The sequence below is a fragment of the Rhodococcus sp. 2G genome, from assembly GCF_001886355.1.
GTDB lineage: Bacteria > Actinomycetota > Actinomycetes > Mycobacteriales > Mycobacteriaceae > Rhodococcus > Rhodococcus pyridinivorans.
In genome coordinates, this window is the sequence record NZ_CP018063.1 from 1,780,721 (window position 1) to 1,804,286 (window position 23,566).

Genomic DNA, 23,566 nt, shown 5'->3' on the forward strand with positions numbered 1-23,566 from the left:
CATGTCACCGCACCGTTCGTCGAGTCCGAGGGTGACGACTACGAACTCACCATCTGCCCCGCCGTCGACGGCACGGCGCGCGTCGGTCGCATACATGCGAAGGGCCGAGCTGGCGGAGATTCGACGTTGTTGACAGCAGAGCACCAGGCTCGACACTGATTTCATGCCAGCCGAACTGCGCTCTGTGACCGTGCACATCGACACCGGTCGTTGGAGCGAGACGGTTCTCACCGAGGTGAGTTTGGAGGTTCCGGCCGGGTGTATCACCGCCCTGCTGGGAGGTCCCGGTGCCGGGAAAACGATGATCACCTATGTCCTCACCGATCGTCTGCCCGTGACCGCGCAGATCACCGGCGAGGTGCTGATCGAGGGCACCGTCGGCTACATACCCCAGGACGGCATCGACGCCTTCGTCCCCGACCGCACCGTCGGTGAGCAACTGCGGGAGCTCGAGCAGCCGCAGGGCAAGCGGACCGTCGCTCGAGCGTGTGAGGCGGTCTACTATCCGGTGGACGCTCTCGCGTCTTTGCCGAAACACCATTCGGCTGGGCAGATTCAGCGCGCGGCCCTCGCGGCGGCCTGCTCGTTGCTCCCGACATTCTGATTGCGGACGGTCCGACCGCCTCTCTGGACCGGGGGACCGCATTCGGCGTGTGGACATCGCTTCGCGAGTGTGCTGACAGCGGGACGGCTCTGCTCGTGGTCACCGGCGATGTCCCCATGCTCACTGCCACCGGCTACGCAGATCTGATCGCGATCGTCGAAGAGGGACGGTTGCTCGCTATGGGGACCATGGAGGAACTAGCAGATTCCGCGAGCCCGCGGGTGCAGTCGTACTTCCGGCCGGGACTCTGAGATGTTCCGAACGGCGGGTGCCCTGCCGACAGGACCCCGTCCGAAGGCTACGAAGGTCCGGTCGGTTGTCGGGAGTACCGAGATGCCCGGACGGGTCTAACACCGGTCCTGAACTGGGGCGATGGCACGTCCTCCGGTCTGGGTAGCCTCACTGCCGACGCTGGGAAACGCACATCCTCGGAGCGGTTCTCATCCGGAGAAATACGTGATCGCCCCTGGTCACGGTGTTTCGCCGAAGTCCTCGGGGGTGAAGTCGCGCAGCTGCCCGTTGACTACGTATCCACGATGTTCGAGGGTCTGGAGCGCCTCGATGTACTCCTCCCGGCTGGTGTCCGGGTGGGTGCGTAGTCCGTCGACGGTCGCCGGGTACCCCGGCCCGTGGCTCATGAGGTCGACCAGGGTCCAGAGTGCGACGGGATCTCCTATGAGGTCTTCACTCCACCGGTGTGGGATGTTGACGCCATCGGAGGTGGCCATGGGAGGCAGGGTGTTGTCGCTCATGGCCTCGACAGTAGGTCGCAGGCGGCCCCGGAGACAGGGGTCGACCCGACTAGCCAGTACACCGAACCGTCCCACTCGGCGGACTGCCTCCGCGTCGATATGCCGGCCTATGACGGACGGGCCCCTGTGAACCAATGGGCTCAACTCACGCTGAAACGCAGGGCGTAAGCGCACCGCCTCACGATGCCGCAGGTATTGTCACGACGTGACTGATCGTCGAAAGATCCTCTACGTCGACCTCGACAACACGCTGGTTCACTTCAAGTCCGGAATCGATCGGCTCGGCGCTGCCGATTTCCAGGAATACCAGGACCGCTATGACGAGGCACCCGGGATCTTCGCGCTGATGGATCCCGTCGACGGTGCGATCGAAGCATTCACACTGCTGGCCGAACACTTCGATGCGTACATACTCTCGACTGCTCCGTGGAAGAACCCGTCAGCGTGGTCGGACAAGCTGCTGTGGGTGCAGAAGCATTTCGGCATCGAGCCCACCTCCGTCGCCTACAAGCGATTGATCCTGTCGCACCACAAGAACCTCAATCACGGAGACTTCTTGGTCGACGACCGCGACCACAATGGCGCGAAGGACTTCACGGGTGAACTGGTCAAATTCGGCAGCGCCGAGTTTCCCGACTGGGATGCGGTAACCGCCCATCTTCTGGCTGCAGTCAGGAACTAGCGCCATCCCGTAGGCTGCGGACTGGGTCGAAACGATCAAAAAACCTGCAACGCCCACTAAGCCTGGATGCACCGATCAGGCTGATGTGATGGGCGAGTCGTAACGGCGAAATGCCCTGTCGTAGTGAAAGAATTGAACTTCTCACAGAAACAATTCGGCCACAACGAAGGGCATCTCGTAGATGCAACTCTCTCACACCCGGCCCGTCGCTGCGGCGAGGTTCGACGATCCGAATCTCGTGTCGACCGCTGGGCTGGTTCCGATCATGGGTCTGGCGCAGAACTGCGGCCTGCAGGCTCTCGCCGACGAACACCTCAGCGTTCCCACCGACAAGGGTGCTCACTCCGGCGACAAGATCGGAGCACTCGTCGCGGGAATGGTCGCCGGCGCGGACAGCATCGCCGACATGGCATTACTACGGCACGGGGCGATGGGAACACTCTTCGACCGCCCGTACGCACCGTCGACGCTGGGGTCGTTCCTGCGCACCTTCACCTTCGGGCACGTTCGGCAACTCGACGCCGTTGCCTCCCGGTTCCTGCGCGGACTGGCCACCAGAACTCCGCTGGTGGCCGGGATCGACACCGAACGCGTGCTGGTCGACATCGACGATTCGATCATCGAAGTGCACGGGCACGGCAAACAGGGTTCCGGATACGGCTATTCCGGGGTCCGCGGACTGAACGCGCTGATCACCACGGTCACCACCGACACCGCGGCCCCGGTGATCGTCGGACAGCGTCTGCGCAAAGGGTCCTGCGGATCAGCGCGTGGAGCAGCCCGGATGATCGCCGACACCCTGACCACCGTCGCGCACCTGCACACAGCTACCGCCGGCCCAGGGGCGCGAACCACGGCACAGGCCACGCCCAGACCGCTGGTGCGGGCCGACTCGGCGTTCTACGGATATCCCACCATCGGGGCGGCGCTGCGCGGCGGCGCCGACGTCTCGGTCACCGTGCGCCTGACCTCACCCATCAAGACCGCGATCGCCTCGATCGACGAGGATGCGTGGACTCCGATCGAGTACACCAACGCGATCTACGACCACGACACCGAACGCTGGATCTCGGCTGCCGAGGTCGCGGAGATACCGTTCACCGCGTTCGCCTCGAAGAAGAAGACCCACCGGGTTCCGGGGCGGTTGATCGTACGGCGTATCCCCGACCTGCGGCCGAAGAAGGACCAGGGCCAGGGCGAATTGTTCGACGTCTGGCGGTTTCATGCCTTCTTCACCACCGTCGACGCCACCGATCTCGATGCCGTCGCCGCCGACAAGCTCCACCGCCATCACGCGATCATCGAGCAGGTCCACGCGGACCTGAAGAGCTCCGCGCTCGCTCATTTGCCGTCGTCTCGGTTCACTGCCAATGCTGCGTGGCTGGTCTGCGCGGTGATGGCGTTCAACCTCACCCGCGCCGCGGCTACCGTCACAGGCGATCCGAAGCTGGTCAAGGCCACCACCGGAACTGTCCGGCGGACCATTGTGTCGGTCCCTGCTCGGATCGCGTCGTCGGCGCGCCGGTTGACGTTGCATCTACCCCAACAGTGGCCGTGGGAATCGGGGTGGAACGCCCTGTTCGACACGGTGTTCGGACGAAACCGACCGATTCTCGGCTAACAGACACTCCCTGCCCGCCAACGACTCGAAAGACCAGTGGAACAACCCGACATCGAAGGTCGGAAGATCGTCCATGTCCACACCCTGTCCCAAGTCGTGCAATGGAAGCCACGACGACAGCATCAGACGCTCGGTGCATTGAGGCTAAGCAAGTCTTCCTCGGCGTCGTCATTTCTCACGGGTTTGCCATGTGCAGCAGGGTCTTGGCATCGGCATGCGCGAGCAGCGGATTTTCGCAGCTCGGAATAAGTCCTGGGCTCTGCCCCGGTTGTGTGAAATGACAAGTAGATCTGTTGGCGGTTCGAAGGTTTTGAAAAGGCCGGAGTTTCAGTGCTCCCATCCGAGTAGGTCGCAACTGTTTTCCCGCATACCCCCACAGGTGTTGTGACCGGCGACACACGCAGCTCGCCGGTTCTTCTACAGCTCAGGGTGCCGACGAAGTCTTCCTATCGGGGGAGAGACGATCAGCTTCACGCACGCGCGGGCACGATTCGCCTACCGGGCGTCGAACCGTGAGAGCTCTTTCATATGCTTGGCGGTACGCACGCCGTAATCGGCGTCGGTCGCGTACGGTTCCACCGATCCGGACACCGACCGGCGAGTGACGTGCGTCTCGTCTGGGCTGCACCCAACAGCCTGCGACGTGTCAGACGAGCCGGAAAGGCAGAGGAGCGCAGTGAGCACCCCGGAATTGGCACAGTGGAACTCGCAAGAGGCTATTGCGGAAGCAATGATCCCGATCATCGGCGGTCTGCACCGCCGGCATTCGGTCACGATCTTGCTTCACAGCCGCTCCCTCGTGAACAAGTCGGTGATCGGTATTCTGCGGACGCACCGTTTCGCGCGTCAGATCCGCGGCGACGAGCTGTCGGTCGAGGCAACCTTCCCGTTCCTCCAGGCGTTGACCGACCTCGACCTGCAGCCGTCGAAGATCGACCTCGGCCTGCTGGTGACGGATTATCAGGCCCAGGGTGCCGGACGATCCATCCCGGATTTCGTCGCTGAGAGCCTCGCGGATCTGGTCGGCGGCGCGCAGACGAGCCCCGCGAAACCGCAGGACGTGGTCCTGTACGGGTTCGGGCGAATCGGCCGGCTCGTCGCCCGTCTGCTCATCGAGAAGGCAGGCTCGGGCAATGGGCTGAACCTGCGTGCTGTGGTGGTCCGTAAGGGAGGTGACGACGACCTGACCAAGCGTGCCTCTCTGCTGCGTCGCGACTCCGTCCACGGACAGTTCAACGGCACGATCAAGGTCGACACCGAGAACAACGCCTTGGTCGCCAACGGCAATGTCATCAAGTTCATCTACAGCAACGATCCGGAAAGCGTCGACTACACCGAGTACGGCATCGACAAGGCCATCCTGATCGACAACACCGGAATCTGGCGCGACCGCGACGGTCTGTCGAAGCATCTCCGCCCCGGTATCGCCAAGGTGGTGCTCACCGCACCGGGTAAGGGTGATCTCCCGAACATCGTGCACGGTGTCAACCACCGCGACCTCGACCCGGACGAGACGATCGTGTCGTGCGCGTCCTGCACCACCAATGCCATCGTTCCGCCGCTGAAGACCATGGACGACAAATTCGGTGTGGTGCGTGGTCACGTCGAGACGGTGCACTCGTTCACAAACGACCAGAACCTGCTGGACAACTACCACAAGGCCGACCGTCGCGGACGTTCCGCGCCGTTCAACCTGGTGCTCACCGAGACCGGCGCCGCTTCGGCGGTCGCGAAGGCGCTTCCCGATCTGAAGGCGAAGATCACCGGCAACTCGATCCGCGTTCCTACGCCGGATGTGTCCGTCGCGATCCTTCACCTTCAGCTGACTCGTGAGACCACCAAGGAAGAGGTGCTCGAGCACCTGCACCAGGAGTCGCTCACCGGTGCGCTGCGCCGCAACCTCGACTACACCTCGGCCACCGACGCAGTGTCGAGCGACTTCATCGGCTCGCGCGCGGCGTGCATCATCGACGCCAATGCAGCGATCGTGGATGGCGACACCGCCATCCTCTACGTCTGGTACGACAACGAGTTCGGTTACTCGTGCCAGGTCGTGCGAACGGTCCAGTACCTGTCGGGTGTGGAATACCCCGTCTATCCCGTCACGGAAGCCGGCCCCGTGGAGCACGTCGAGGAACCTGCCGCTGCACAGGCATAACAGTCCTGCGCAGACTGCAGTAACGACAGTCCGCTAGGGACCCGCCGACGAGGGAACCCATCCTTACCTGAGGATGGGTTCCCTTTTGCGTTGGGCCATTGGTGGCGTCGAGGAGGAGTAGCGGCCGTCGAAACTCGGGGGAGGTTGTGTGCGGTTCCGGCGAAGAACACGCACACAACCTCCCCCGAGTTCGTCACTCTGGAACTGATGCACACCGCGCGGTCGGCGAACTCTCCGGCCCGACTCGGTCAGGGCTGGTAGTCGGGGTACTTCGTGTGCAGCTGGAAGTACCCCGTCACGTTCTCGCGGAGCCAGTCCTTGCCGTCCTCGGGTGTGCGACCGTCGCAGATCGCGTCGCCTTCGATGCAGACTCGTTCGACGTGGATCTCACCGAAGTCGTTCCGGCCGCCGCCGAGCGTCACACCGGGAGCGACGGGACCCGGGAACAGGGTCTCGACGCCGCGGTCGTCGCGGGGGTCGGAATAGAGGACGCCCGAGATCCGTTCGGGGGGAACGGACCCGTCGGCTGCGATCTCGGCGAGAACATCGCCCGCGATCGAGGCGCCCTGCGAGTAGCCGAGCACCAACAGGTCCGAGTCGGGGCAGGTGCTGTGTCGGACGGTGATGGTCTGGCGGAGTCGCTGATGCCCGATCTGCTTCGACCTGTCGTAGGCGATGGTGCCGTCGTCGTCGATGCCGTCGAAATCGTCGTGCGAGCCGGTCCCGGGCAACGGCACAACCACTGCGGGGTAGCGGATGTGTTCGACCACGGTGCCGGGAGACTCGAACCGAGCGGAGATCTTCGCCAAGGGGGATGCCGGGTCGATCGAGTCGCGGGTTTCGAAGCCGCGGGTTCCGTCGACGGCGAGGACGTACCGTTCAGGGCAATTGCGGACCGGGTCAGCGGACGCGGAACCGACCGGACCCGCGACGCTCAGACCTGCGGTGAGCAGACCTGCGGCGAGCAGGCCGACGGTGCGTGTGCGTCTGCGATCGATCCGGGACATGCGCGATTCTCCTCGTGTGCCCCCGCCAGACAATAACTGAGGTCGATGATATCGATGTCCCGTTTGTTCGTCATGTTAAGGATGCGTGCTTTTCGGTGATCGTGGTCACCCCCGACCGGTGACTCCGGTGGCATGTCCGTCAGGGCTGGTCGGCCGGGATGCGGGCGGCCAGCTCGGTGATGAAGCCGGCGATCTCGTCGGGGTTCTCTTCGGCCATGAAGTGGCCGCTGGTGGTGCCCTGGTAGGTGAGATCGGGTGCCCACGCCTGCCAGAGGGCCGAGGCGTCGAAGCCCAGTTGCGAGCCCCAGTCCTGGGAGATGACCGCGACGGGCATGGTGAGCCGAGCCCCGCGTTCGCGGTCGGCGAGGTCCATGTCGAGATCGATGCCGGCGGTGGCGCGGTAGTCGGCCACGATCGAGTCGACAGAGTTGATCGAGCTGGTGACGTAGTGATCGCGCTCCTCGGGCGTGAAGGTGGTTCCGGTGGGGTCCCACGCATCGAGGAACGAGCCGAAGAATTCCGGGGCGACAGCGGCGATCATCTTCTCGGGCATCCCTGCGGGCTGGGCCATGAGGTAGAGGTGCCAGGCAACCTTGGCGTTCACGCCCTGAAGTACGGCCCAGGTGTCCATCGTGGGAAGGACGTCGAGGATGCCGAGGTAGTCGACGGCGTCGGGGTGGTCGAGTCCCGCACGGACGGCGACGAGCGCACCGCGGTCGTGACCGACGAGCCCGAAGTGGTCGAAACCGATCTCGCGGGCGACCGCGACGATGTCGTTCGCCATGGTGCGCTTGGAATACGACTCGGGATTGTCGGCCGGGGGTTGGTCGCTGGCGCCGTAGCCGCGCAGGTCGGGGACGATCACGGTGTGGTCGTCAGCGAGTGTGTGGGCGACGTGGCGCCACATGTAGTGGGTCTGCGGGAAACCGTGCAGCAGGACGACGGCCGGACCTTGCCCGCCGATGGCGACGTTGAGCTTCACGCCGCCGTCCCCGGTGATCGTGCGGTAGGTGAAGTCCTCGATGGTGCAGCGGGTCATGGGGTCTCCGTAGTCGTAGTCGTGGTGGAGGTTTCGGGGTGGCCGGAGAAGATCCCGGCGGGCAGGTCCGTTCGGCCGGCGGACGCGGTGAGCGCGGGAATGATGACGGTGTCGACGAGGGCTTCGAGGTAGGTGTCGTCGACGGTGAGACCGTTCGCTCGTCGCAGGAGCAGGACTGTGCCCACGACCTCTTCGTATGCGAATGGTTGAGCGCCCGATGGGAGTTCGCCTCGCGCAACGGCATCGTCGAGGACCGCCTGGGGGAGGCGTGCGCCTGTGGGGCCGACGGTCTCCTCGATGGCGTCGCACAACTCCGGGTCTTCGAGTCCCGCGTGGAGCAGCATGAAGGCGGCGTTGCTGTCGGTTGCGGACATGGTGAGGCTGAGGCGTTGCGCAAGCATCAGCAGATCGTCGCGGAGTGTGTCGCCGCGCCGGAGTGGAACCGCCGAGGGATGCGCAGGGGCGTCCTTCACTGCTGCGAGCACCATGTCGCGCTTGGACGGCCAACGTCGATACAGCGTTGCCTTCGACGCCTGGCAACGTCGAGCGACCGCTTCGAACGTCACGCCCTCGTAGCCTTGTTCGGCCAGTAGTTCGAGAACGGTGGTGGTGATCCGACGCTCGAGTTCGGCGTCGCGTGGACGTCCGCGTTGCGCAGGCGGCTCATTCAGATACGACACGTTCCGTATCGTAAACCAGACGGCCGCTGTTCGGCGAACTGCAGGGTCGACACCCGCGTCTTTCCGGTCGCGGTCGATTGTGATGCACTGTCTCGCTGTCGGCATAACGGACATCGGCGAGGAGATCGGTATGGGATCGAGGTATCACCATCTGGCGTTCGGCCCGGAGGCGGTCGCTCGTCAGGAAGCTGCGGGCAGCATCGTTGCCTATGGTGCCGACCTCGACGAACCCGACCGAGGACCTCAGCCGTTGGGTGACCGGGAACTCGCTCTCGTACGCGAGAGCTTCCAGTTCCACATGGCGACGGTGACCCCGAGCGGATGGCCCTATGTCCAGTACCGCAGCGGACCCGTCGGGTTCCTGCACCACCTCGGTGGGCAGACGATCGGGTTTGCGGATCACCGAGGCAACCAGCAGTTCGTCTCGGTCGGGAACATCGCGGACAACGGGAGGGTCGCGCTGTTCCTCGCCGACTTTCCGCTGAAGAGGCGGTTGAAGGTCTTCGGTACCGCGCGGGTGGTCGATGCGGACGACGACCCGCAGCTTCTCGACCGGCTGCGCGATCTCGGTGACGGTCGGAGAATCTCGGCGCGATGTGAGCGAAGCATCGTCATCGATGTCGAGGCCTTCGACTGGAACTGCTCACGGAGCTTGATCCCGCAGTACACCGACGAAGCGGTCCGCGCCCGGATCCGTCCCTACATCGACGAGATCAACGACCTCCGAGCCGAAGTGGATTCTCTTCGGGCACAGCTGAAGGCGGTGGGGGAGAACTGACGGCCGCCGAGGGGCGCGCGTGCAGGCTCAATCCCGGCCGAGCTGTCCGACAACCAGATGCAGTGCCGCCGTGGTGGTGAGAGTCCGGACCCGTTCGCGGTCTCCGGGGAAGCGGCGGGTGACCGTGTACGTCGGCCGTCCCTCGATCGCGACGCCGAAGCACACCGTGCCCACCGGCTTGGCCTCGGTTCCCCCGTCGGGGCCGGCGACCCCGGTGGTGGAGACCGCGACGTCGACCTTCAGGCGCCGTCGGGCACCCTCGGCCATGGCTGCGGCGACCTGCTCGCTCACCGCCCCGTGTTCCGCGATCATCTCGGCCGGTACGTCGGTCAGATCGGACTTCGCGTCGTTGGAGTACGAGACGACGCCACCCATGACATAGGCCGACGACCCGGGACGGTCGGTGAGCCGCGCGGCGACGAGTCCGCCGGTGCACGACTCCGCAGTCGCGATCGTGCGGCCGTCGAGGACGGCGATCAGCTGGTCGTCGATGGTGGAACCGTCGGTCGAGAAGATCTCGCGTCCATGGTGTTCGGTGAGGACGTCGAGAAGGCGATGGTAGATATCCGCGTCACCGGAGGCGACTCGCGTCACCATGTCGAGTTCGCCGTGTCGGAGACAGGTGGTGATCTCGAGGCGTTCGAGGCCGGCGATCTCTGATTCGGCCCGGCGCAGCGTCTCGGCGAGTTGTGCCTCGTGCAATCCGTAGGCGCGCACGGTGTGCTGCTGCAGGTCGTCGGCTCGCGCCAACACGTCGGCGACCGCGGGGGAGGCGACCGCGCTCGGCCACATCGCCTGCAGCTCACCGGGCGGGCCGGGCAGGATGACGATGGTCGGTACCGGCCGTTCGCCGGTGACCGCGGGGATGACCACGCCCGGCGCTGTACCGGTGGGCGGCAGGGCGGTGGCACCGGCGGGCACGTGCGCCTGCTTCCGGATCCCGATACGCGTCGGCCCGGTGTCGAGATCGGGGGTGTCCGGGCGGAACCGGCGGATGACACCTGCGATGTGTTCTTCGAGTTCGGGGTCGAGCAGCAGTTCGCGATCGCAGTACTCGGCGACGGTGGGGACGGTGAGGTCGTCGGCGGTGGGACCGAGACCCCCGCTGGTGACGATGAGATCGACGCCCTGCTCGGTGAGGAAACGCAGCTGTGCGGTCAGGTCGGCGGGCCGGTCACCGCAGATCGTGATGTGGGCGACGTCGACGCCGAGTTTCAGGAGTTGGTCGGACAACCACGGTCCGTTCAGGTCGGAGATCCTCCCCGTTAGCACTTCGGTCCCGGTCACGATGATTCCTGCACGCACGCTCACGGAGCCGAGCCTAGTCGGCGACGATCATCGTGGACGCCTCACTGCCTTGTTGCGACGGTCTGCGAGGCGGGCGAGCTCACGAAGCATGCCGGGAGCCCGGCGCGCCATGGTCAATACTGCCCGGTCCGAGACGGTCGGGCGTGGTGGCAGCGCAGGCTGTGCAGGACGGGCCCCGACCGTCGCCCTGAACACCTGGACCTGACCGGGCACACCTTTGAGCCGATGCCTGCCCAGGTCGGTGAAATCGAAATCTCCGCCGACCGCAAGCTCGCGCACCGCCTGTGAGCATCGCACCTCGCCAGGCCCGGAGGAGGCAGCGATCCGCGCTCCGATATGGACCGTCATTCCGGTCAACCCGGGACCGGCGCGGGTCACCGACCCGACATGCACGCCGGAGCGCACAGAAAATCCGAGAGTCGATGTCGATCGGATAATCCGGTGCGCGCACTGCAGTGCGGCCACTGGACCGTCGAAGACACTGAGGGTCCCATCGCCCGCGATGCCCACCAGCGTGCCTCCGCCGGCCTCGACCTCCGCACGCACGAGTCGGTCGTGCGCGCCCAGCAACCTCGCGAACCGGTTGTCACCGACCTCAGCGAGCAGGTCGGTGGAGCGGACGACATCGGTGAACAGAACCGCGCCCAGGAACCGATCGGCCTCGACCGGATGGTCCGTGCCGCTGACGAGTTCCTCCACGTGGTCGAGAACAGGAATCAGCACTTCACCCAGGGTTGCGCCGAGGGCGATCGGTGGCAGCTCGTAGAAGCGGCCGTTCGGAATCTGCGCGGCCATCCTGCGGCCGGCCTCTCGAGCGAACAGAGTGTCCGGCTGATGCAACACCTTCGTCGGGCATTGGATTGCCGGCAGAATCAAGGAGTAGTTCGCGCGGAGAGCCCACTCGAGATGTTTCTGGGCAGTTCTCGGTGTGGCGGAGCAGCGTTCGAGCAGCGCCATGATCCGTCGATTGTGTGGGACATCGAGGGTCGGGTGCGCCAGGGACGTGAGCTTCCCTTGACCCCAGCATGCGTACGCATCCCGATACGACTCGACGAACCGGTCTCGCTCGTCAGCAGTCCATCCCGGTGGCGGATCACCGTCGGACAGCAGGGTATCGGACCAGGGTTCGGCGAGGACCAGCCCGGAAACGCGGTCGGGGTGCCGAGCCGCTACCAGGGCAAGGGGCCCGCAGGTGCTGGCTGCGCCGACGAGCGTGGCGCGATCGACCTCGGCGTCGTCGAGCACCGCGACGACGTCGTCGGCCTGCTCCTCGAGCGTGGGGACGTGCTCGACGGGATCGGACAGTCCGAATCCGCGTCGCTGGAAGAACAGCGAACGCGCGAAGCGGGCACAACGTTCGAAGTTGTAGTGGAAGTGCGGATCGGTCCACATCAGATCCGGATGCATCATGTCTTCGAAGAACCACGCGATCGGATGTGGCCCCTCACCCACGATCTGATACGCCAGTGCGGCGCCGTCGCGCTGGATGTACCGCGTCACGGGCGGATCCATGGGAACAACGATAGGCGCCGGTCGACAGCGCGGCGAGTGTCGGCTGTCGAAACCGACCGGCGACGGAAACCGGCCTCTATCGTGAGGTTGCTGAGGAAAGCGTGGTCTTCACGGCGCGTCTCGCATGAGACGGGTGGACGCCGGAGCAGGGGTGTGCTGCTTTCTGTGGTCGCTGCAGCGCTGCTCCTGGGTGTCTTCGCATCAGGGTGCGCTTCGATGCGCGGCGGGGTGGAAGGCAATTTCGGTCGGGCAGCGCAGCAGATCGGTTCGGCGGCGGTCTCGGCTCAGCTGAGCCTGCAGGTTTCGCCGACGGTCACAACACCACCGCCGCCACGGACACCGCCCTGTCGGACATGCTCGAAGAGGTCGACCAGGCCGTCTCGGCAACCGCGGATCGAGAGGTGGACACCCCCGGCCAGGGAACCCTGCGCGCCGAGGTCCTGCAGGCGGCGAACACGGTTAGATGAAAAGTCTCTTCGCCGTCGCTCTCAGAATCCTCACCGCGATCGGGGGATTTCTCGACATCGGTGATCTGGTCACCAATGCCGTGGTGGGCGCGCGTTTCGGGTTGTCCTGGGTGGTGCCGGTAGGCGTGCTGGGAATCTGTGTCTTCCGCAGATGTCCGGCCGCGTCGCTGCGGTCAGCGGCCGAGCCACTTTCGAGATCATTCGCGAACGTCTCGGGCCGCGCATGGCAGTGGCGAATCTGAGCGCGTCGCTTCTGATCAACCTGTCGACGTGGACCGCCGAGATCGGTGGTATCGCGCTGGCGTTGCAGTTGGCGAGCAGTGTGAACCCGAAGATGTGGATTCCGGTAGCCGCCCTGGCGGTGTGGCTGGTGATCTGGCGGGTGAAGTTCTCGGTGATGGAGAACGTCACCGGGGTGGTCGGACTGTGCCTGGTCATGTTCGCAGTGGCGGTGTTCCTTATCGGCCCGGATTGGGAGGCAGCTCGCGAACCAGATGTTCACTCCATCCCTGGCGGACAGCGAAAACCTGGCGGCATATCGGTATTACGCGATCGCGTTGTTCGGTGCGGCGAGGACTCCGTACGAGGTGTTCTTCTTCTCCTCCGGAGCGGTGGAAGAGAAGTGGACGGTGCGGGATCTCGCGAAGTCCCGGCTCAACGTTCTGGTCGGATTTCCCCTCGGCGGCATCCTCTCGGTGGCCATCGCCGCACCGTCGGCGATCGTGCTGATGCCCCCTGCTCGTCCGGTTGTATCGGCCAGTGGGGGAGTGCCGTCGCCGGAGGTCGTCGGGATTCTCCTCTCGCCTCGCCGGCGCGCCGCTGACCGATCACGCCGCGGCCTCGACGATGCTGGGCAGAGTTACCACGCTCCGGCGGCGGCACGTCGCTGCTGCCGACGCCCGCCTCTTCCGTCGTGACGTCGCCTTGCCGGTATCCGCTGCGCACGTCGACGCAACGCCAGCTCGTGCTGCAAGCGCTCCGCAGACAGCTTGCCCGGACCATGAATGCTCGTGCCGTCCGGCCGTTCGATCGTGGTGGCCATCGCCGTGTTTCTCCTCGAGGATCTCGAAATTCGCCAGCGCCCAGTAGTACTCCTCGACAAGTGCTGGGGCAATGGAATTTACGCCATTCTGCTGAGCACGAATGAACACCAGGCGATCACGAGTGACGGCGTTGTGTCCGCTGCCGTGGACCAAAAGCACTTCCGGCCCACGGCCACCGAAACCGAGTCCCGACAGCACGCCGTCGTCGACGGGCACTTCGATACGGGTTCCCGACACCATCACCATCCCTCGCCGTCGATAGCTCGGCGAGACTGTCTACCGCAGAACGTCACCTCCCCCTCATGAGACAACCGATCCATCCGATCGGTCAACGGAATTCGGCCGAGCGCCTTTGCATCGGATCTCAGGCCGCAACAGGCGCGCGACATCCGCACCGCACGGCACGCCCCTGCTCGTCATCGGGAAGCCACCCGTACTCGTCGCAGTCGCCGCACTTCGGGTGGAGGACACGGGGCGTCGACAGCGACCGCCACAACGGCAACCATCCGTGCGCCAGTCGCATCGGATTGCCCGGTCTGTGCACGGATTTCGCTGCCGCAACCAGAGCCGGCACGCCGTGTGTGGCGACGAGTGCTTCGATCGCCGCTGCCGCATCGGGTTTGAGGTAGACGAAGGTCGCGGTGAGTCCGGCCTGCCTGCATGCTGCCGCAAGCTCAACCACCGTGGGACCGAGCGGTGTCTTCGCGACGCGCGGTGTGCGGTTGGTTTCCGTCCTTGGTGTATCGGTACTTGAAAGAGCGCCTGGGTCTCCGATGTCCGCGCTGCCGCGGGTCGGATTCGCAGGCGCCGGGTCGGTGGCGGGACGTTCGTAGATGGTCTGGATGGTGATCCATTGGCCGAGCTCGTTCTGGATCTTCTCGCGTACCAGGTAGCCGAGGTCTGCGAGCTCGCGCAATGCCGAGCGGATGGCGTCGCGACCTTCTTTGGGCGACTGCGCCGCGATCGAGTCGGCGCGGGTGCGCCAGTCGTCGGGCTTGGACAGCAACCAGACGAGCACACCCCGCGCGCGGAAGGACAGCCGCTCGTCGGTGATGACGGCATTGCTGAGGACGGTGAAGTTGGCGGCAAGGCGCGGTCCACGACGCACCCCGCCGGCCAGGGTATTCTGACCCACGTTCGACTCCCTTACAGTCGGACATCCGGCCCGTCGGGAGCTGCAACTCCTGGCGGGCCTTATTCGATTGTGGCCGCGCGGATCGGCGGCGTGCTGGCATCGTGCCACCGTCTGTACAAGGCGCGCAAGGAATCGAGCGGAGGGTGCTCGAGTTTCGGTGTTCTCGACCTCGCTGAGCGGGGTCCGGAACACCGAAGTTTCATCGGCGCTAGGGGGACGCTTCGAACCGCGCCTCGACGTCGGCGGTGAGGGTGACGCGGTCGGGTTCGAAGACCAGCGCGGGTTCGGCGGACTCGGGTGCGCTCATCGCATCCGAGCGCAGCATCGCGGTGCGCATCATCGGAGCGCCGCCCGCGTGGACGGGTGAGGGCTGGGAGCCGAGCATGCCCGGATCGGCGATGGCCACCGCACGAACGGTGTCGAGACCCAAGGACGTCGTGTACGCCTTCGCCTTGTCGAGGGCGTCGCGGACGGCGAGGTCGCGGACCTGTGCGAGTCGCTTCTTTCGCGCCTTGCGGGTGATCCACCACTGGAGATCGGCGACGGTGACCACCTCGAGTTCGGCGACCTGCTCGACGAACGCACCCACAGCGTCGAACTCGTGGAAGGTGACGGTGATCGACGCCGACGAGTTGTACACCCACGGCCGGTTCTTGCCTTCGCGGTTGAACGGGCGCCGCCGGCTGTGGCGTACCCGATCGAAGGTCCACCGCTTCACCGGGTTCGGGGTGCGCTTGTGCAGTTCGGTGACGAGATCGGTGATGGTGGCGACGGCCGCGGTCACCGGTTCGGCGGCCTGCTTGCGCGACGAGCCGTCGGCGTGCACCCGCAACACCGCCGTGCACCGGTTGGGTGCGACGGTGCGCTCGGCGTGGCCGGTGACGGTGATCGTGACGGGAGGCTGGGTCATGCGCACGAGTGTGCCAGCGCGAGCCGTCCCCGTCGGGCAGACGGCACGTGCCACGGTCGGAGCCGTCGAATCCGACCTTCCGGGCGTCGCATTCGTGCCACTCTGAACTTGTCAGAAGTGAGAGGTGTGACTGGTGGGACGACTGGGTATCTGAGTTGGGTCGAACTAGCCAGTGTTCACGAAAGGACTGCACATGCTCGGACTCGGAATCCTCGGTTGGATCATCATCGGTGGTCTCGCCGGTTGGATCGGCAGCAAGATCATGGGCACCGACGCCCAGCAGGGCATTCTTCTCAACATCGTCGTCGGCGTCATCGGCGGCTTGATCGGTGGTTTCCTGCTGAAGGTCTTCGGGGTGGATGTCGAAGGCGGCGGACTGATCTTCAGCTTCCTGACCTGCCTCCTCGGCGCGGTCATCCTGCTGTTCCTCGTCAAGGCCGTCACCGGCCGAGGCGTGCGCCGCTGACCGCTCTGCATCAACGAGGTCCCGGATCCACACGGATCCGGGACCTCGTTCGTGTCGGGGGTCGGCTCGTCAGACCAGTTGATCGCGAAACCAACGTGGGTCGGGATTGGTATGCGACACGTCGCCGACGAACACCGTCGGCACCGTCTCGTTCCCGCCGTTGACTTCCCGGACCCGAGCGGCCGCAGCGGGATCCCGCCAGATGTTCACCCAGATCGCGCGACGCGCGCGAGTGCGCAGGGTGGCGCGCAACCGGATGCAGAACGTACACCCCGGGCGCCAGTACACCACCGGAACGCCGCGGGTTGCGGCGTCGCGACGGGCGGTCGCGTCGTCGACGTGATGGGGGAAGAACAGGGGAGAGGTGACCCACGCAAAGACGAGGAGCAGTACTGCCGTCACCACCGAGGTCACGTCGAATGCGCCAGTGAGCAGAACGACCGCCGCGACGGCCACCATCGCTGCGGAGAGGATCCAGGTTCGCCACACGCGTGCGAGCCTATCGCCCGGGCGGGAGGCAGAAGCCACTTCGTCCGCCGGCCTGCAGTCGCCTCGGAACGGGACGCGTCGCAGGCTCGAAGCTCCCCGTCACCCCGCCCGACCAGCCGGTCTGCCGCCGGGCAAGGTGGCGCGATAGCGTCTTCGGTCATGGTCGTCACCGAGAATTCACCTCCTGTATCCCCGCGGTTGGTCCGCTCGATGTTCATCCCTGCCGTAGGGGTGGCGCTCGTGCTGACTCTTCTCGCGGCGGCGACGGTACCGATGCGCGACCGCCTGTATCTGTCCGTCGCTCAGACCGTCGAGGGGTCCTTCCTCGGACCGCTCGCAGGTCTCGTCGCGGACAAGGGGCTGCTCGTCCTGGTCGCCTTCACCGGTGTGCTCGCGGCGTGGCTGTGGCGGAACGATCGACGCAGCTTCGGCACCCTCGCCGTCGGCGGTATCGGTGTCGTGGGTGCCTACCTGTCGAGTGAACTCGTCAAGCTCGTGGTGACGGAGCCGCGACCGTGTCGCGCACTCGGGATCGAGACGGTGCTGGAATGCCCCGAGGTGGGTGACTGGTCCTGGCCGTCGAACCACTCCGTCATCGCGGCGTCGTTCGCCACGGCGTGTGTCCTCGCGGCTCCGCGTCTGATCTGGCTGGTCGCTCCGCTCGCCGCGGTGCTCGCCTTCTCCCGGGTGACGGTGGGGGTGCACTACGTCCACGACGTGCTGTCGGGCATGGCGCTCGGCGTGTTGATGGTCGCGCTGGTCGTCGTGGTGCTTCTGCCGTTCGCGTCGCGGCTTCCGATCCTGTCGCGCGAGGCACCGGCCGCCCAGCCCATCGGATAGGCGAACTGGATACGGCACACCGAATCCGGCTGTCGGCAGAGCGAATCTGCAGGCAGCCGGATTTTTGTTGGCAAGTCGGACGGGGCGCGACCGCCTCGAAGCTGTCGCGGTCGTGCTCATGGTGGGCTTCATACTGCTGTTGAGCCCTGTCGCCGGCGTCGTCATCGTTGTCGACCTCCGCGTTCGGGGTACTCGATGCGCATGAAGGATCGGGCCTGGGATCTCGCATACGCCGCCGGTTGGTGGACGGTATGCGCGCTACCGGAAAAGCCGGCGAGGCGCCTGTTCGAGATGGCTGCGGATCGAGCGGCCCGAAACGGCGGGCCGATCCAATTACGACGCAACCTCGCTCGGGTGTTGTCCACCTCTCCCTCTGAGGTGCCCAACGAACTCGTGCGCGCGAGTCTACGTTCGTACGCGCGGTATTGGTGCGAAGCGTTCCGGTTGCCGTCGATGGATCCCCTACGGCTGGCCGAGACCATCGACTCCGCGGCCACCGGTCTCGAACACATCCACGAGGCCGTCGCGCGTGGGCGCGGCGCAGTGCTGGCGCTTCCGCACAGCGGGAACTGGGACCTGGCGGGAGTGTGGATCGTACAGCGGATCGGCACACCGACCGTCGTCGCCGAGCGACTGCAACCGGAATCGTTGTTCCGCCGCTTCGTCCGGTTCCGGGAAGGCCTGGGTTTCGAGATCATCCCGCTCACCGGTGGCACAGTTCCACCGTTCGAACAGCTGACCGCCCGGATCCGGGAGGGACGGTTCGTCGGACTCCTCGGTGAGCGTGACTTGACCGGAGCGGGCGTGCCGGTCACCTTCTTCGGCGAACCGGCCTGCATGCCTGCCGGCCCGGCCAAGCTCGCGATCGATACGGGTGCGCCGCTGCTGCCGCTGCACTGCTGGTTCACTCCGGACGGGTGGGGGTTCCACATCGACGCCCCGATCGATACCGCAGGCGGCGTAGAAGCCACGACCCAGTTACTGGCCGACCGGTTCGCCGCCGGTATCGCCGCGCATCCCGCCGACTGGCACATGCTGCAATCGGTGTGGACGGCCGACCGGCGGGACCGCACACAGACACCCGGCAGACAGTGACGACGTCGGTTTCCGCGGCAGGCCTCGTGGACCGTCAGAAGAAGTCGGCAGAGGTGATCTCGGCGCGGAAGAACTCGCCGTCCGTGCCGGTTCCCGTGTCCCAGCTCGCGCGGATCCGTGAGGCGATGGTCATGCCACCGAACCGGTGTTCGGCCTCGACCGCGACGATGAACGGATACCGGCCGAACTCGTGATTGTCGGGGTTGCCCCACCGCAGCATCCGCACCCCGCACAACGCCCCGTCCTCGGCGACATCCAGACGCACGGTTTCCTTGCGGCCGGCCACCGTCCAGGTCGCCGCGGCGACGAATTCGTCGCCGCGCCACCGTGCGAGGGGAAACGACGTCGGCACGAAGATGCTCTCCCCGGCCAGGCGGCCGGCCGCGCTGTCGCTGACATCAGGGCCGTCCGCGGACATCACCGGAATGATTCCCCCTATTCGCCAACGCATCTCGCCACAACCGTCGGTGAAGCGGTCGTACCCCGACACTGATACCGGGCCGATCCGAGTGGTCGCAGCCCACACGAATCCCGACGTCGGGGCGAGGAGTTGGACAGCGGTGAACGGTCGCCAGGATCCGAGCCGGATCTGCCCGGACATCTCGAGTCGTGCGGCTGCGGCCATCGGCGTGCCCTCGGCCACCGCATGGTTGATCCAACGCCGCGCAGCAGGCGGCAGGGGTTCGGTCAGGGCCGGGACGAACCGGTCACCGGTGCCCCTGATCTCGGACAGAGCACGCCAGTGTGCGCCGACATGATGAGCGGCGCGCGGAATAATCGGTGCACGGCCCATGCGCACGAATCCTCCACCGGTCGATTCGGCCCTTCACGATGCTTCGCTCGGACTCGGTGCTTCATCGATGGGGTGGGCCGATACTCGCTGATTCGAGCAAATTATGCCTGGGCACCGTGTCCTTGCCGACGGAATCGTCGATCATCGCGTTATAGGTGACCCTGCCGAGTCGGTCGGCGGTGACGTCCCTGGGTACCCGGTCGCCGGGACGGAAGAGGTACACATGAGCGTAACGAGTAGAGGACGGTGCCGACGCGGGGGTTCGGTTCGATGTTGACGGCCCTGTGGTACGGACTGGGGACCGCCGTGCCCTTGTTCCTCGGAGCTGCGATCGGCCTGCTCTACAACCTGCCCCGCCCGGTGCTCGCGGGGTTGATGGCCTTCGGCGCCGGTGCCATGGTGGCGGCGGTCTCCACAGAACTGTTCGCCCCGGCCTTCGCCGACCAGGGGTTGTGGGCGGCCGGCGGGGCCTTGATGCTGGGAACCGTCGTCTATGTCGTTGCCGATCGCGTGATCGAGAACATGCTCGGCCCTGCAGCCCTGGGTTGGGCACTGATGCTCGGGGCCCTCCTCGACGGCGTTCCGGAGAATGCTGCGTTGGGGACCACTCTCGCAGCCGGCAGCGGTGGAATCGTGTTGCTGGTGGCCGTGGCGGTTGGCAACATCCCCGAGGCGGTGGCGGGTGCGGCGTCGATGCGGTCGGCTCTGTCGCATCGCTCTGCTCTGCTCATCTGGGGCGTGACGGCCGTTCTGCTGGTGGCGGTGGTTGTGGTGGCCACTGCGTTCGCCGATTCTCTGCCGGAAGCGGGAATTCCGCTGATCCAGGCATTCGCCGGAGGCGCCACCATTGCGGTGATCGCCGACTCGTTGATGCCGGAAGCCTATCGAGAAGGCGGATGGTGGGTCGGTATCTGCACTTCGCTGGGATTCCTGGTCGCCTTCGCTCTCGGTGCATGAAAAGCCCACCCTCATCGGATCCGGCCGAAAGTTCGGACCCCCGATACTCTTCAGAACGGGTTTGCCGTTGACCCAACGAGATCCGCAACCGAATTGATGACGCGGGTCGGGCGGTAGGGGAACCGCTCGACGGACTCGCGGGTCGAAATGCCGGTCAGGACCAGCAGTGTCTGCAGACCGGCCTCGAGGCCGCAGACGATGTCGGTGTCCATGCGATCACCGATCATCAGCGTGTGTGCGGAGTGCGCACCGATCGCACGCAGGGCCGACCGCATCATCAGGGCGTTCGGCTTGCCCACGAAATACGGCTCACGGCCGGTCGCGCGGGTGATGAGCGCTGCGACTGCCCCGGTGGCAGGAAGCGAACCCTCTCGTGACGGGCCGGTCGGGTCCGGATTGGTCGCGATGAACCGGGCGCCGCGTTCGACCAGTCGGATCGCGGTGGTGATCGCCTCGAAGGAATACGTGCGTGTCTCACCGAGGACGACGTAGTCCGGGTCGCTGTCCGTGAGGACGTAGCCGATGTCGTGCAGCGCGGTGGTCAATCCGGATTCACCCACCACGTAAGCGCTGCCACCGGGACGTTGATTGGCGAGGAACGTCGCCGTCGCCAGCGCGGAGGTCCAGATCGATTTCTCGGGCACGTCGAGGCCGGAGCGCAGCAGGCGCGCCCGCAGATCTCGGGGTGTGCGGATGGAATTGTTGGTGAGCACCATGAACGGCGTACCGGTGTCGCGGAGCTCCGTCAGGAACGCGTCGGCACCGGGGATCAGGTGATCCTCGTGCACGAGAACACCATCCATGTCCATCAGGTAGTTCCAGACCGGCGCGGATGTGGGTTCTTCGCTCATTCTCCGAGTGTGTCACCTACTGTTCCGGTCGGCAGCCGATACAAGGCGATCACCCGCCGAGGTTCGCGACGGTCGAGCCGAGCACGCCCGCCTGTAGCTCCAGGTCGCTCTCGTCGTGGTCCCGATCCTGCGGTAGCTGCTTGCGGAGGTCTTCCCTGGTGACCACGAGGAACGCTCGGTTCTCATCCGTGAGCTCCTGACCTCCGACCACGCGGAAGCGTCCCTCCTCCAGAACGAGTGCGGGGTCATCGAGCGTCGAATCGAGGAGTTCTCGAAGGTCGGTGGCGGTCAAGTTGGTGGGCACATGTCCTCCTGCACTTGCTATTCTTTCGGACCTGTCGGTGTCTTCCGGAGGTACCCGGTGGAGCGGTGGCCGAACCCGGTGGTATTCGGTCGCCGGGGCGGGTCGGCCACATCCGTGCGGGAAGCGCATCCGCTGGCGAAGGCTCGCGTGGCGGAGTGCGCCGACTCGCGTTACGAAATGTGAAGGGATCGGGTGCGTTCGGTCGCCTCTCGGCGAAAGGCGCAACACGGCTCCAGTCGAACGGAACTTCCGTGAAGGCAAAGGGTTGAGCCCGAGGGACACGAATACGCACCCGATCCGCCCAGCACAACGCGACCCGATGGCTATCTATTCCCGGTGGGGACAAGCGTGCGGAAGCCGAACGCGTGCGTGACGGACTGTGACCGCGGACATCTTCGTTGATGCTTCAACCGGCGTACGATCGAGACCACTCATGTACACAGACTTCGCCACACTCGGCGGAACTCTCATCTGGTTCGCCGCCCTCATCGCTCTCACCCACATCCTCGGCCACACCCTCTGATCTCCGGACCTGGTCGGCACCCCCTAGTCCTGAGGTCTCCGCAGGACGCCCAGCAGGTGTTCCTCACCCCACGTCGACAATCACGAGTAGCGTGGGCGGTACGGGCATCTTGCCCGACACTTTCTCGCCTTGACACGCGGCATCGTGAAACAGGCGGAAGAGGCTGCATTTCATGGCCGAATCGATCGAAATCTTGATCAAGGCCCTTGGAGATCTATGAAGACCGCCGAGCGGACGGCACGATTTCGGTGAAGCACTGCGTGCGGTGACCACGGCCGCCGCGGTGACGATCGCCGGGGTCGAGTGCGCCGACATCGTGCTCATCGGCAAGGACACATTCGAGGCGCACGGAGTGGCGTCGTCATCGTCCCGGGAACTCGGTCGGATCCAACGCGACGCCGGTGGTCCCTGCATCGACGCTGCCGGGGTCACGAGCGTGGTCTACAGCAGCGACCTGCGGTCCGAGAGACGGTGGCCGCAGTTCACCGAGGAAGCCCTGCTGGTCGGGGTCGGCAGTGTGTTGTCCTTCCAACTCACACCCGAACCGATATCGCCGGTTCGCTGAACCTGTTCGCATCGAAGCCGCAGACTTTCGACGGTGCAGCGGTGGCGCTGGGCATCGCATTGGCGGCGCAGGCGGCGTCCGAGCTCACGGCTGCACGCGCGGAGCTGCATCTGCGCTCGGCGTTGGCCACCCGAGACACCATCTGCCAGGCCAAAGGTGTTCTGATCCAGCGCTGCGACGTCGACACCGCCCGCGCGTTCGTGATGCTGCGGACGCTGTCACAGGATCTCAACGTCGCCCTCGCCCGAGTTGCCGAGCGAATCGTCGAGGACCACACCGCTTCTCTGTGATCGTTTGTCGGATCACGGAACTTCGAGGTATACGGGCTCAGTCCAGACAGAACCCGTTGCCTTCGATGTCCTGCACGACGATGCAGGACTCGTCCACACCGTCGGCGTGCAGAACCTTCACTTGCGCAGCGCCGAGCGTCACCAGTCGGTCGGACTCCGCTTGCAGAGCAGACAGTCGCTCGTCGCTCTCCAAGCCTGTGCCGACGCGCACATCGAGATGCACCCGATTCTTCGCAGCCTTCGCTCGGGTCCGACGAAATCGAAGGTGACCTGTACCTGCCTGACCGACACCATGCGGGTACGCCCCGTGGCCGAGAGCGGACCCTCGGATCGGCGCACGACACTTCGATGAGCCCGCTACACTACCGATGCGCCCCATCCGAACGCAGCCACGGCCACGATCGCTACCGCCCACAGCGGCGCTGTCACTTCGAATCCTCCACGTGTCGTCGGTTGGTAGAAGACCGCCCGCAGGCTGCGTAACCGTGCGTTCCATTACAGGCGCGCAACAGAGTTGCAACAGTCTTCTCCGATACTCGAGAAACGAACAGACACCCTGTTCGCCCGGGAGGATGCTGGATCATCCGAGTTACACGGCTGCACTCCATCTCGTTGCGCGATTCTCCACGACCCCGGGGGGTAGCTCATGAACACCGGCAGCTGCTCGCGCGACGTTCCACCTCGGCGTGACGCCGCC

At 65.4% G+C, this 23,566-nt stretch carries 28 protein-coding genes and 1 pseudogene; 14 read left to right on the top strand and 15 right to left on the bottom strand.

What is annotated here, in order from left to right; genetic code table 11:
- Positions 1-163: 163 nt before the first annotated feature.
- Both BO226_RS27635 and BO226_RS28395 read left to right on the top strand, forming a co-directional pair.
- Positions 164-604, top strand: a complete 441-nt coding sequence (locus tag BO226_RS27635; protein WP_197483274.1) for an ATP-binding cassette domain-containing protein — start codon at positions 164-166, stop codon at positions 602-604.
- 116 nt (positions 605-720) lie between these two features.
- Positions 721-855, top strand: a complete 135-nt coding sequence (locus tag BO226_RS28395; protein ID WP_269666628.1) for a hypothetical protein — start codon at positions 721-723, stop codon at positions 853-855.
- 219 nt (positions 856-1,074) lie between these two features.
- On the opposite strand, the gene BO226_RS08365 is transcribed toward BO226_RS28395, so the two are convergent.
- Positions 1,075-1,356, bottom strand: a complete 282-nt coding sequence (locus tag BO226_RS08365) for a hypothetical protein (RefSeq protein WP_064852843.1) — start codon at positions 1,354-1,356, stop codon at positions 1,075-1,077.
- 205 nt (positions 1,357-1,561) lie between these two features.
- On the opposite strand from BO226_RS08365, the gene BO226_RS08370 reads away from it, so the two are divergent.
- The 3 genes from BO226_RS08370 (at position 1,562) to BO226_RS08380 (ending at position 5,817) form a co-directional block, all read left to right on the top strand.
- Positions 1,562-2,038, top strand: a complete 477-nt coding sequence (locus BO226_RS08370; protein WP_064852842.1) for a 5' nucleotidase, NT5C type — start codon at positions 1,562-1,564, stop codon at positions 2,036-2,038.
- Positions 2,039-2,219: 181 nt separating this feature from the next.
- On the top strand, positions 2,220-3,659 hold the full coding sequence (locus BO226_RS08375) for an IS1380 family transposase (RefSeq protein ID WP_071934730.1): 1,440 nt from the start codon (positions 2,220-2,222) through the stop codon (positions 3,657-3,659).
- Positions 3,660-4,335: 676 nt separating this feature from the next.
- A complete protein-coding gene (locus BO226_RS08380; protein ID WP_071934991.1) occupies positions 4,336-5,817 on the top strand; it encodes a glyceraldehyde-3-phosphate dehydrogenase in 1,482 nt (493 codons plus the stop codon).
- Positions 5,818-6,065: 248 nt separating this feature from the next.
- Here BO226_RS08380 and BO226_RS08385 read toward each other — a convergent pair whose 3' ends face one another.
- From BO226_RS08385 to BO226_RS08395, 3 genes are all read right to left on the bottom strand, one after another.
- On the bottom strand, positions 6,066-6,824 hold the full coding sequence (locus BO226_RS08385) for a cutinase family protein (protein WP_019289445.1): 759 nt from the start codon (positions 6,822-6,824) through the stop codon (positions 6,066-6,068).
- A 139-nt stretch (positions 6,825-6,963) separates the two neighbouring features.
- Complete coding sequence (locus BO226_RS08390; RefSeq protein WP_064255629.1) at positions 6,964-7,863, bottom strand: alpha/beta fold hydrolase; 900 nt, start codon at positions 7,861-7,863, stop codon at positions 6,964-6,966.
- Positions 7,860-8,543 (bottom strand): TetR/AcrR family transcriptional regulator, encoded by a 684-nt coding sequence (locus BO226_RS08395; RefSeq protein ID WP_064852840.1) that lies wholly within the window; start codon positions 8,541-8,543, stop codon positions 7,860-7,862. The genes BO226_RS08390 and BO226_RS08395 overlap by 4 nt, the downstream gene beginning before the upstream one ends.
- Positions 8,544-8,673: 130 nt before the next feature.
- Here BO226_RS08395 and BO226_RS08400 point away from each other — a divergent pair, with 130 nt between their 5' ends.
- Entirely contained in the window at positions 8,674-9,321 is a 648-nt protein-coding gene (locus BO226_RS08400) for a pyridoxamine 5'-phosphate oxidase family protein (protein WP_231780628.1), read from the top strand.
- 27 nt (positions 9,322-9,348) lie between these two features.
- Here the strand turns inward: BO226_RS08400 and BO226_RS08405 are convergent, their stop codons facing one another.
- Positions 9,349-10,632 (bottom strand): competence/damage-inducible protein A, encoded by a 1,284-nt coding sequence (locus BO226_RS08405; RefSeq protein ID WP_064852839.1) that lies wholly within the window; start codon positions 10,630-10,632, stop codon positions 9,349-9,351.
- A gap of 24 nt (positions 10,633-10,656) precedes the next feature.
- A complete protein-coding gene (locus tag BO226_RS08410; RefSeq protein WP_064852838.1) occupies positions 10,657-12,141 on the bottom strand; it encodes an adenylate/guanylate cyclase domain-containing protein in 1,485 nt (494 codons plus the stop codon).
- Between the two features lie 206 nt (positions 12,142-12,347).
- Here BO226_RS08410 and BO226_RS08415 point away from each other — a divergent pair, with 206 nt between their 5' ends.
- On the top strand, positions 12,348-12,608 hold the full coding sequence (locus BO226_RS08415) for a hypothetical protein (protein ID WP_232238083.1): 261 nt from the start codon (positions 12,348-12,350) through the stop codon (positions 12,606-12,608).
- Positions 12,605-13,369 (top strand): annotated as a pseudogene (locus tag BO226_RS08420) (NRAMP family divalent metal transporter); the annotation flags it as partial. The gene BO226_RS08415 and the pseudogene BO226_RS08420, both read left to right, overlap by 4 nt.
- A 66-nt stretch (positions 13,370-13,435) precedes the next feature.
- Here the strand turns inward: BO226_RS08420 and BO226_RS27640 are convergent.
- The 3 genes from BO226_RS27640 to BO226_RS08435 form a co-directional block, all read right to left on the bottom strand.
- The gene (locus tag BO226_RS27640) at positions 13,436-13,891 is read right to left on the bottom strand and encodes a hypothetical protein (protein ID WP_197483276.1); all 456 of its coding nucleotides are present in this window, start codon (positions 13,889-13,891) and stop codon (positions 13,436-13,438) included.
- Between the two features lie 124 nt (positions 13,892-14,015).
- Positions 14,016-14,786 carry a helix-turn-helix domain-containing protein gene (locus tag BO226_RS08430; RefSeq protein ID WP_083543600.1) on the bottom strand — a complete coding sequence of 257 codons (771 nt, stop codon included), beginning with the start codon at positions 14,784-14,786 and terminating at the stop codon, positions 14,016-14,018.
- A 208-nt stretch (positions 14,787-14,994) separates the two neighbouring features.
- Positions 14,995-15,696: an SIMPL domain-containing protein gene (locus BO226_RS08435; protein ID WP_033098183.1), complete on the bottom strand. Its 702-nt coding sequence runs from the start codon at positions 15,694-15,696 to the stop codon at positions 14,995-14,997.
- A gap of 193 nt (positions 15,697-15,889) precedes the next feature.
- On the opposite strand from BO226_RS08435, the gene BO226_RS08440 reads away from it, so the two are divergent.
- Positions 15,890-16,162 carry a GlsB/YeaQ/YmgE family stress response membrane protein gene (locus BO226_RS08440; protein WP_019289453.1) on the top strand — a complete coding sequence of 91 codons (273 nt, stop codon included), beginning with the start codon at positions 15,890-15,892 and terminating at the stop codon, positions 16,160-16,162.
- Positions 16,163-16,231: 69 nt separating this feature from the next.
- On the opposite strand, the gene BO226_RS08445 is transcribed toward BO226_RS08440, so the two are convergent.
- A complete protein-coding gene (locus BO226_RS08445; protein WP_006552091.1) occupies positions 16,232-16,651 on the bottom strand; it encodes a glutaredoxin domain-containing protein in 420 nt (139 codons plus the stop codon).
- A 159-nt stretch (positions 16,652-16,810) separates the two neighbouring features.
- Between BO226_RS08445 and BO226_RS08450 the strand changes: the two genes are divergently transcribed.
- Positions 16,811-17,491 carry a phosphatase PAP2 family protein gene (locus BO226_RS08450; RefSeq protein WP_232238084.1) on the top strand — a complete coding sequence of 227 codons (681 nt, stop codon included), beginning with the start codon at positions 16,811-16,813 and terminating at the stop codon, positions 17,489-17,491.
- Between the two features lie 195 nt (positions 17,492-17,686).
- On the top strand, positions 17,687-18,586 hold the full coding sequence (locus BO226_RS08455) for a phosphatidylinositol mannoside acyltransferase (RefSeq protein ID WP_071934994.1): 900 nt from the start codon (positions 17,687-17,689) through the stop codon (positions 18,584-18,586).
- A 34-nt stretch (positions 18,587-18,620) separates the two neighbouring features.
- On the opposite strand, the gene BO226_RS08460 is transcribed toward BO226_RS08455, so the two are convergent.
- Positions 18,621-19,379 (bottom strand): DUF6920 family protein, encoded by a 759-nt coding sequence (locus tag BO226_RS08460; protein WP_230810880.1) that lies wholly within the window; start codon positions 19,377-19,379, stop codon positions 18,621-18,623.
- Positions 19,380-19,649: 270 nt separating this feature from the next.
- On the opposite strand from BO226_RS08460, the gene BO226_RS08465 reads away from it, so the two are divergent.
- A complete protein-coding gene (locus tag BO226_RS08465; RefSeq protein WP_039958072.1) occupies positions 19,650-20,336 on the top strand; it encodes a ZIP family metal transporter in 687 nt (228 codons plus the stop codon).
- Positions 20,337-20,386: 50 nt separating this feature from the next.
- Here BO226_RS08465 and BO226_RS08470 read toward each other — a convergent pair whose 3' ends face one another.
- From BO226_RS08470 to BO226_RS28650, 3 genes are all read right to left on the bottom strand, one after another.
- Positions 20,387-21,187 carry an HAD-IIA family hydrolase gene (locus BO226_RS08470; protein WP_006552097.1) on the bottom strand — a complete coding sequence of 267 codons (801 nt, stop codon included), beginning with the start codon at positions 21,185-21,187 and terminating at the stop codon, positions 20,387-20,389.
- Positions 21,188-21,236: 49 nt separating this feature from the next.
- Positions 21,237-21,491, bottom strand: coding sequence for a hypothetical protein (locus tag BO226_RS08475; protein ID WP_019289459.1), 255 nt, complete (start codon positions 21,489-21,491; stop codon positions 21,237-21,239).
- Between the two features lie 586 nt (positions 21,492-22,077).
- On the bottom strand, positions 22,078-22,338 hold the full coding sequence (locus tag BO226_RS28650; RefSeq protein ID WP_442971905.1) for a hypothetical protein: 261 nt from the start codon (positions 22,336-22,338) through the stop codon (positions 22,078-22,080).
- Between BO226_RS28650 and BO226_RS27995 the strand changes: the two genes are divergently transcribed.
- Positions 22,280-22,579 carry a hypothetical protein gene (locus BO226_RS27995; RefSeq protein ID WP_228045063.1) on the top strand — a complete coding sequence of 100 codons (300 nt, stop codon included), beginning with the start codon at positions 22,280-22,282 and terminating at the stop codon, positions 22,577-22,579. The two genes, BO226_RS28650 and BO226_RS27995, sit on opposite strands and share 59 nt — an antisense overlap.
- Positions 22,580-22,620: 41 nt before the next feature.
- Positions 22,621-22,869, top strand: a complete 249-nt coding sequence (locus tag BO226_RS28000; RefSeq protein ID WP_232238085.1) for an ANTAR domain-containing protein — start codon at positions 22,621-22,623, stop codon at positions 22,867-22,869.
- A gap of 37 nt (positions 22,870-22,906) precedes the next feature.
- Here BO226_RS28000 and BO226_RS28655 read toward each other — a convergent pair whose 3' ends face one another.
- Positions 22,907-23,365, bottom strand: a complete 459-nt coding sequence (locus tag BO226_RS28655) for a VOC family protein (protein WP_442977311.1) — start codon at positions 23,363-23,365, stop codon at positions 22,907-22,909.
- Positions 23,366-23,566 lie beyond the last annotated feature (201 nt).